Below are 6,114 nucleotides of genomic sequence, written 5' to 3' on the forward strand. Positions count from 1 at the left end.
ATTTTAGCTTAGGCTTGACTTGGGTTTCAAGTTCTTTTTTGGAGATGTCTCTTAGTCCTCTTTTAGAGGACTTCAGCTTTGAGGCAGGGGTTTAAACCCCTGCCGGACTGCGGGTATTACTATTAATTTTCATACTCAAATCCAGCCAAGTCGATCGCGTAATCGGAGCACTGGTAGAAATATAGTCCACTCCGGTTTCCGCTACACTTCTAATTGTTTCTAAAGTAACATTGCCGGAAGCTTCAATTTTTACCCGATCGCTCTTTTGGCGAATTATTGCCACAGCCTGCCCCATCAAATCCAAGGACATATTATCTAACATGATAATATCGGCTTTGTGCTGCAAAGCTGTCTCTACTTCGGCCAGAGTTTCGGTTTCGACTTCGATTGTCAGCGGATAGGGGATAGAATTGCGAATTAGGGCGATCGCCTCTGCAATTCCCCCAGCCGCCGCAATGTGATTGTCTTTAATCATCACCGCGTCATCTAATCCCATCCGGTGATTGCAAGCACCGCCGACTTGAGTTGCGTATTTTTCCAACAATCTCAATCCGGGCGTTGTCTTGCGGGTATCCACTAATTGCACGGGTAAATCGGCAATTTTGTCAACATATTTTTGAGTTAAAGTAGCGATGCCGCTCAAACGCATTGCCAAGTTTAATGCTACTCTTTCTCCGGTTAGCAGCGCATCGAAATTGCCGGAAATCTCGGCGATTACTTCTCCTTTTTCGCACAGTTTCCCTTCCGGTACTTGGGGGATGAAACTGAGGTTGCTGTCTAAAAGTTTAAATGTGCGATCGGCAATTGGCAATCCCGCAATGACTCCAGCTTCTTTGACAATCCATTTAGCAGTACCCTGGATGCTGTTTGCGGGAAATAAGGCCGATGTTGTGCGATCGCCCCTACCGATATCTTCTAGTAGCCAGTTGTGCAATAGGGAGTCTAAAACTATCCAAGGCGGTAATATTGCTGTCATGTTTTTGTTGGTTGTTATATCAAGATGATATCTATTAGGAACAATAGTCGATCGGGCGATTTTAGGCAAGTTGCACAATTATGATGATGTTAGTGCGATCGCAATTTGGGAGGCGGGGGCGATCGCGCCAGATAATCGGCTATTCTATTGCTGACATTGGGTTTTGGTGCTTTAATGGAGTAGATGGGGCGATCGCGAGTAGAAACCATGATACAGCCAGTCATTTTAGAAAAATTAGAAGAACTCCCTGAGTCTCTTCAGACAGAAGTGCTTCATTCTATTGAGTTTTTGATTGAAAAGCAGGCTAAAAACTCAACCCAAGAAAAGCCGACAAAGCGAGGCGGACTTGGAATTTGGAAAGGTAAAATCTGGATGTCTGATGATTTTGAGGAACCTCTCGAAGATTTAAATGACTGTGAAGTTTCATGAGAAACTCAGACTTCTTTCGGTGAGGGAAGCCAAACTCAGAGAATTATGGAATAGTCGGCAATAAACTTGTAGTTATGTGTCACGCCCATTGTTACTGAGGTGTAATTAAAAAAAATGGAGTCTCATCAAGATCCGTCCTCGTGGCTACCACTGCTACTCGAAGAGCTGGAAAACCTCATGGCTATTGAATCCAGTAGGAACGGCAATCCCTGGATTTCCGTGGCTAGGCTCACTGAGATATTTTATAAAAAGTATGGAGTGTCACTTGAAGTAGTGGCAAAAGTTCAAGGTTATAGCTACGGTTTGAGGAGTCTTTTGACAACTAGCGGGCGCTTTTCGATCTACGGCACTCCAATACCGCAAGAGTTTTATGTAGCTCTTCTTCAGGCAGTAGTCCCTAGTTTTGACAAGTATCAAGCAACCTCAATCAAAGACGGAATGAAGCGTAAGCGACCTAAGAAAGTCGATGAGAGCTTGCCAACGATAGTGGAGGCTGAGGGTGCTGAAGATATCTCACCTCGCCAAGTTCAAAGGATTTCAGAATATCAGCGAATCTTAATTCTTGACATTAAATCAGTAAATGACTTGGAAATTGCTTTGATAGAAATTATCAAGATTTTGATGGTAAATCAGCCTGAAAATTTTGTGACAATTGCAGTATTGAGTAAAAAGTTTCACGATGATTATAAGCAACCAATACGAACTGTAATACGAAGCGTGTGTCCTGATATGAAATTGATTGAAATACTTCAGACCATTCCTAGCCTCCATGTCCAAAAACTGGATAATGATTGGCAGATTACTGTAGAGGCTCATTAAGTTATAGAATAAAGGTTACTAGGCGCCGCTCAACTTTGCCGTTCGACCACTAGGAAAGATGCGATCGCCCACTATTGACTGCTAAAATAAGGGCGATCGCTCGTGATGATTGTGTTAAAATATGGTTCTATTCCCCCGCAATTCTAGATTATTTGAAAACAGTCATTGAAACATCACATAACCATCATGCAAACCAAAACGATCGCAATTCGCGTCAATGCTGAAGTTGCTAAGATATTTGAGGCTGCTTCTGAAGAACAGCGTCGTAAATTAGAGGCATTACTTAGCCTGAAACTTAGTGATGCAATTCGACGCAAAAGACCCCTAGAAGAGGTAATGAGTGAGATGAGTCGGAATGCTCAATCGCGAGGATTGACCCCAGAAATTTTGGATTCAATTCTTTTTGATGAGTAAGATGCGCTACGTTTTTGATACAAATGCAATTGTCAGTGCGATTCTGTTTGATAACAGTAAACCCGATCGCGCCCTTCGATATGCTTTAGCAAACGGAGAGGTGTTACTATCACTTGAACTGCTAGAAGAATTGAATGAGGTATTGGGTCGCGAAAAATTTAATCGATATGTCACAAGTGAAGAAAGGGAGGAATTTTTAGCAGCCTTGGTGGACAGGGCAGTTCTAGTAGAGATAATTGAGAAGGTGCAAGAGTGTCGCGATCCAAAAGATGACAAGGTTTTGGATTTGGCATTAAATGGAGAAGCGCAGTATATCATCACTGGTGATAGGGATTTGCTCGTATTGCACCCATTTCGTGGTGTGGTGGTAATCACAGCAGACGAGTTTTTGAAGACGATCGAATCTGAGTAGTCTCCGTGGCTCAACTTTGCCATTATACCACTAGGAAAAATGGGATAAGTAGCCGATCGCACTTAAAGAAAAAAACTAATATCAACTTGGAAAAAATCGGCTAATTTCCGGGCTTCATCTATTTCGATCGCCCTTCCGCTAACAAAAACTTTATCAACCTATGTTTCCGTTCCCAAAACAGGAATCAAATCAGATTTGTCCAAATTTCTCGCATCCATTAAATGTTGCAACATTGAAGCAGCATTTCCTGCAGGAATCGGATAATTTTCCGATTCAAATTTTTCAATCAGCGTTATCAAAAGCTCCAGAAATAGGTCTTCTTCCAGCGATCGCATAGGGCGGTGTTCCAGTTCGCAAGCGAGAGCGATCGCGGCCTCGTTTCTGCTTCATTTGCGATCGGTTTTGGTTGATAGCGAACAAGTAAATCTGTATAAGATTTTGCATCAAAAGTACGGATCATTTTTCCACTCATCCTTACTTATATTTACACAGGTAGCGATTGATTTCCCTATTTAAGCTACAGTAAAAGCTATATTTTCTAGCACTACATTAGGTACATTTCCACTACCTAAAACCTGTGTAGCATCTAAAACTTCTATCCCTACCAATAACTCATTTTCCCCAATATTTAAAGCAATTTCGTCAGTTAACTGTAAAGTGCGACACTGATGCTTACCTTCTACAAGTCTAATGTAGAGAGCATCAATTTCGGAATCATAACTAATCTTCATAAAATTTTACCTCAAAAATAAAATGTATACACTGTGATAACAACTAACTCAGTATCAGTCTCGGCTACAATCGGTACTACTTTCTTGAGAGAATAGAACTTATCCTGCCAATCATTATTATACTGAAAAGTAGCTTGATATTTGTACCTACCATTTTTAGCAATTTGTCGATTACCTGTCATAATGGTATCAATAATTTCGGCTTCATTGGTACCTCTTTCAATCGCTTGTTCCTGGGCATGATTAGTTAGTCTAATAGGTTTCACTCTTTCTTGTCCAATAAATTAAAATTTTAAATTCCTAATTCACATGGATATTTACAGTTTCCATGCTCTTAAAAAACTAAGTCCATAAACTAACTTTAGTCCAAGGCGGATGGTTGTGCAAGAGCTAGTTCATGAGCGATGCTTGCAGGAGATGATACCAAATCCTGATTTAATAACCTCTTTATTCTTTAGTCCCCGGAGGCGGACTTCGTTTGTTTCGTAGCGGTTTCAACCGCCGAACCCTAAAGCAAATGACTAATAACTCCCCAAAAAACTAAAGCCCTTTTCCGTTGTTGTGGGAAAAGAGCTTTAATTTATTATTAACCTGGCACTGAGCTATTTTACCGGGCAGTGACCCGCCGAGTATCTTCGCCATAGCAACGTTTAACAACCGAGTTCGGGATGGATCGGAGTGGTTCCATTACATCATAAGCACCAGGAAAGCTTTGAAAACTTTTAATCCTGTGTCTGCGTTTAGCTTAATTTTAAGCTTGATGCGCTGCATCTCTTTCGCTCGACTTAATTAATGTATCAAGTTTTCCTTTGTCTGTCAACCCCTTTGTCAAAAGTTTTTTTAGCTCGCCCGAAACCGCCCCCAATAGCCGAGTTTGACGTATTATTTGCCAGTGGGAGCGATCGACCTTTAACTCACAAATCCCAAAAAGCCGCATCGGTTCGTCGCAATTTGCCTCTCATGCCGCAAAGACGCCACCACCAAATTCGTAAAAAAGTTTTCAAAACTCGCATCAAGTTCGATCGACCCAAAATCTGTTCCTGGTCGAGAATATTGAGATTTCTACAAAGGGCCCAAGACTTGCTGTTGTGTAGATGAGTAATAATCCACCAAAAAACTAAAGCCCTTTTCCGTTGTTGCGGGAAAAGAGCTTTAATTTATTATTAACCTGGCACTGAGCTATTTTACCGGGCAGTGACCCGCCGAGTATCTTCGCCATAGCAACGTTTAACAACCGAGTTCGGGATGGATCGGAGTGGTTCCATTACATCATAAGCACCAGGAAAGCTTTGAAAACTTTTAATCCTGTGTCTGCGTTTTGTTTGATGCGCTGCATCTCTTTCGCTCGACTTAATTACCTTATCAAGTTTTCCTTTGTCTGTCAACCCCTTTGTCAAAACTTTTTTTCGATCGCCCGAAACAGCCCCCTATAGCCGAGCTTCTGTCACAATTTGCCTCTCATGCCGCAAAGACGCAACCACCAAATTCGTAAAAAAGTTTTCAAAACTCGCATCAAGTTCGATCGACCCAAAATCTGTTCCTGGCCGATAATATTGAGATTTCTACAAATGGCCCAAGACTTGCTGTTGTGTAGATACCTAATAACTCACCAAAAAACTAAAGCCCTTTTCCGTTGTTGCGGGAAAAGAGCTTTAATTTATTATTAACCTGGCACTGAGCTATTTTACCGGGCAGTGACCCGCCGAGTATCTTCGCCATAGCAACGTTTAACAACCGAGTTCGGGATGGATCGGAGTGGTTCCATTACATCATAAGCACCAGGAAAGCTTTGAAAACTTTTAATCCTGTGTCTGCGTTCAGTTTGATGCGCTGCATCTCTTTCGCTCGACTTAATTACCTTATCAAGTTTTCCTTTGTCTGTCAACCCCTTTGTCAAAAGTTTTTTTAGATCGCCCGAAACCGCTGGAATTATCAGGGTTTGAGGCAGGGTTTGGGGGTGCGGTCGATCGACCTTTAACTCACAAATCCAAAAAAGCCGCCTCGGTTCCCTGTTCTCGGCGAATTTTCCCGTCCTTCACAAACCACGCCACGACCTGCTTAACTGTTAATTGTTCGATCGCGCTTTCAGATTCTGTCGCAATTTGCCTCTCATGCCGCAAAGACGCAATTACCAAATTTGTAAAAAAGTTTTCAAAACTCGCATCAAGTTCGATCGACCCAAAATCTGCTGCTGGCCCAGAATATTGAGATTTCTACAAAGGGCCCTAGACGAGCTTTTGTGTAGATGAGTAATAATCACCAAAAAACTAAAGCCCTTTTCCGTTGTTGCGGGAAAAGAGCTTTAATTTATTATTAACCTGGCACTGAGCTAT

11 protein-coding genes and 3 rRNA genes are annotated in these 6,114 nt (G+C 41.9%); 5 read left to right on the forward strand and 9 right to left on the reverse strand.

From position 1 onward, the window contains the following. Positions 1 to 91: 91 nt before the first annotated feature. Positions 92 to 976, reverse strand: coding sequence for a carboxylating nicotinate-nucleotide diphosphorylase (gene nadC / locus QUB26_RS21330; protein WP_333319606.1), 885 nt, complete (start codon positions 974 to 976; stop codon positions 92 to 94). Positions 977 to 1,065: 89 nt separating this feature from the next. Continuing rightward, positions 1,066 to 1,200, reverse strand: coding sequence for a hypothetical protein (locus QUB26_RS21335; RefSeq protein WP_333319608.1), 135 nt, complete (start codon positions 1,198 to 1,200; stop codon positions 1,066 to 1,068). Between QUB26_RS21335 and vapB the strand changes: the two genes are divergently transcribed. The 4 genes from vapB (at position 1,184) to QUB26_RS21355 (ending at position 3,050) form a co-directional block, all read left to right on the forward strand. Next, entirely contained in the window at positions 1,184 to 1,405 is a 222-nt protein-coding gene (gene vapB, locus QUB26_RS21340; protein ID WP_333319610.1) for a type II toxin-antitoxin system VapB family antitoxin, read from the forward strand. The genes QUB26_RS21335 and vapB overlap by 17 nt on opposite strands. A gap of 177 nt (positions 1,406 to 1,582) precedes the next feature. After that, a complete protein-coding gene (locus QUB26_RS21345) occupies positions 1,583 to 2,224 on the forward strand; it encodes a hypothetical protein (protein WP_333319612.1) in 642 nt (213 codons plus the stop codon). A 186-nt stretch (positions 2,225 to 2,410) separates the two neighbouring features. Further along, positions 2,411 to 2,638 (forward strand): hypothetical protein, encoded by a 228-nt coding sequence (locus QUB26_RS21350; protein WP_333319614.1) that lies wholly within the window; start codon positions 2,411 to 2,413, stop codon positions 2,636 to 2,638. Next, a complete protein-coding gene (locus QUB26_RS21355) occupies positions 2,631 to 3,050 on the forward strand; it encodes a putative toxin-antitoxin system toxin component, PIN family (protein WP_333319616.1) in 420 nt (139 codons plus the stop codon). Before QUB26_RS21350 ends, QUB26_RS21355 begins: the two co-directional genes overlap by 8 nt. Before the next feature lie 158 nt (positions 3,051 to 3,208). Here QUB26_RS21355 and QUB26_RS21360 read toward each other — a convergent pair whose 3' ends face one another. From QUB26_RS21360 to rrf (QUB26_RS21375), 4 genes are all read right to left on the reverse strand, one after another. After that, positions 3,209 to 3,385, reverse strand: a complete 177-nt coding sequence (locus QUB26_RS21360; protein ID WP_333319619.1) for a hypothetical protein — start codon at positions 3,383 to 3,385, stop codon at positions 3,209 to 3,211. Positions 3,386 to 3,562: 177 nt separating this feature from the next. Then, positions 3,563 to 3,781 carry a DUF2283 domain-containing protein gene (locus QUB26_RS21365; protein ID WP_106332875.1) on the reverse strand — a complete coding sequence of 73 codons (219 nt, stop codon included), beginning with the start codon at positions 3,779 to 3,781 and terminating at the stop codon, positions 3,563 to 3,565. Positions 3,782 to 3,792: 11 nt separating this feature from the next. After that, positions 3,793 to 4,047 carry a DUF4258 domain-containing protein gene (locus QUB26_RS21370; protein ID WP_333319622.1) on the reverse strand — a complete coding sequence of 85 codons (255 nt, stop codon included), beginning with the start codon at positions 4,045 to 4,047 and terminating at the stop codon, positions 3,793 to 3,795. Between the two features lie 323 nt (positions 4,048 to 4,370). Next, a 5S ribosomal RNA gene (rrf, locus tag QUB26_RS21375) occupies positions 4,371 to 4,487 on the reverse strand. A 119-nt stretch (positions 4,488 to 4,606) separates the two neighbouring features. Between rrf (QUB26_RS21375) and QUB26_RS21380 the strand changes: the two genes are divergently transcribed. Then, positions 4,607 to 4,879 carry a hypothetical protein gene (locus QUB26_RS21380; protein ID WP_333319625.1) on the forward strand — a complete coding sequence of 91 codons (273 nt, stop codon included), beginning with the start codon at positions 4,607 to 4,609 and terminating at the stop codon, positions 4,877 to 4,879. 68 nt (positions 4,880 to 4,947) lie between these two features. On the opposite strand, the gene rrf (QUB26_RS21385) is transcribed toward QUB26_RS21380, so the two are convergent. The 3 genes from rrf (QUB26_RS21385) to QUB26_RS21395 form a co-directional block, all read right to left on the reverse strand. Continuing rightward, positions 4,948 to 5,064 (reverse strand): 5S ribosomal RNA (gene rrf / locus QUB26_RS21385). 383 nt (positions 5,065 to 5,447) lie between these two features. Next, positions 5,448 to 5,564: ribosomal RNA gene (gene rrf / locus QUB26_RS21390) — 5S ribosomal RNA — on the reverse strand. A 196-nt stretch (positions 5,565 to 5,760) separates the two neighbouring features. Next, positions 5,761 to 5,916, reverse strand: a complete 156-nt coding sequence (locus QUB26_RS21395) for a hypothetical protein (RefSeq protein WP_333319628.1) — start codon at positions 5,914 to 5,916, stop codon at positions 5,761 to 5,763. Positions 5,917 to 6,114 lie beyond the last annotated feature (198 nt).

The organism is Microcoleus sp. B4-C1 (assembly GCF_036705285.1).
In the GTDB taxonomy this organism is placed as follows: domain Bacteria; phylum Cyanobacteriota; class Cyanobacteriia; order Cyanobacteriales; family Microcoleaceae; genus Microcoleus.

Bases quoted from the DNA above. Each gene is read 5' to 3' on its own strand.
- nadC (WP_333319606.1), bottom strand. From the start codon at position 976: ATGACAGCAATATTACCGCCTTGGATAGTTTTAGACTCCCTATTGCAC.
- vapB (WP_333319610.1), top strand. From the start codon at position 1,184: ATGATACAGCCAGTCATTTTAGAAAAATTAGAAGAACTCCCTGAGTCT.
- QUB26_RS21335 (WP_333319608.1), bottom strand. From the start codon at position 1,200: ATGACTGGCTGTATCATGGTTTCTACTCGCGATCGCCCCATCTACTCC.
- QUB26_RS21345 (WP_333319612.1), top strand. From the start codon at position 1,583: ATGGCTATTGAATCCAGTAGGAACGGCAATCCCTGGATTTCCGTGGCT.
- QUB26_RS21350 (WP_333319614.1), top strand. From the start codon at position 2,411: ATGCAAACCAAAACGATCGCAATTCGCGTCAATGCTGAAGTTGCTAAG.
- QUB26_RS21355 (WP_333319616.1), top strand. From the start codon at position 2,631: ATGAGTAAGATGCGCTACGTTTTTGATACAAATGCAATTGTCAGTGCG.
- QUB26_RS21360 (WP_333319619.1), bottom strand. From the start codon at position 3,385: ATGCGATCGCTGGAAGAAGACCTATTTCTGGAGCTTTTGATAACGCTG.
- QUB26_RS21365 (WP_106332875.1), bottom strand. From the start codon at position 3,781: ATGAAGATTAGTTATGATTCCGAAATTGATGCTCTCTACATTAGACTT.